This window comes from Vibrio sp. 1402, from assembly GCF_033340275.1.
This window is the reverse complement of record NZ_JAWOWE010000778.1, coordinates 1-504: the sequence shown is the minus strand read 5'-3', so window position 1 is coordinate 504 and position 504 is coordinate 1. Positions and strand designations below refer to the sequence as shown.

Annotated in this window: 1 protein-coding gene; it reads left to right on the top strand. The window is 43.1% G+C overall.

The window, feature by feature from the left end; all coding sequences use genetic code 11:
• Positions 1 to 65: 65 nt before the first annotated feature.
• On the top strand, positions 66 to 504 hold a 439-nt coding region (locus R7044_RS28445), incomplete at its 3' end, for a M9 family metallopeptidase N-terminal domain-containing protein (protein ID WP_225456447.1).

Genomic DNA, 504 nt, shown 5'->3' with positions numbered 1-504 from the left:
ACTCCCATTTCAAATACAATACTAATTCTATGAAAAATATTAAAACTGCATGTCTTCTATTATCCATGCTTGGTGTTTTAACTGGATGTGGTGGTGATGATTCTTCCGGTGGAGTCAAGACTGTTCCCGTCGCTGGCGTAGATTCTGGCGACAAAAACGATGACAACGCTGACAACGCTGACGTAGATTCAACTGTGGATGACGATACAGATACAGATACAGATGATGACAGTACCGTCGATGATGATTCCACGAAAGACGACGATACCACTGACGATGACACCGTGGTAGATGACGATACCGAGCTTTTCCCACACAAAGGAAAATGTACTGTTGAAGATTTCACGGTTGACCGAGTCAATATCGAATCAAGAGTCGCAAACAGTGACTACGAATGTATGAGAACGTGGTTTTCTCCATCGTTAGAGCAAGCAGACGTCGTCTTCAGTACCATGAGCGTGAGTCGAATTACTGGCGGATTAAAAAAGGCAATTGAAGCTTATA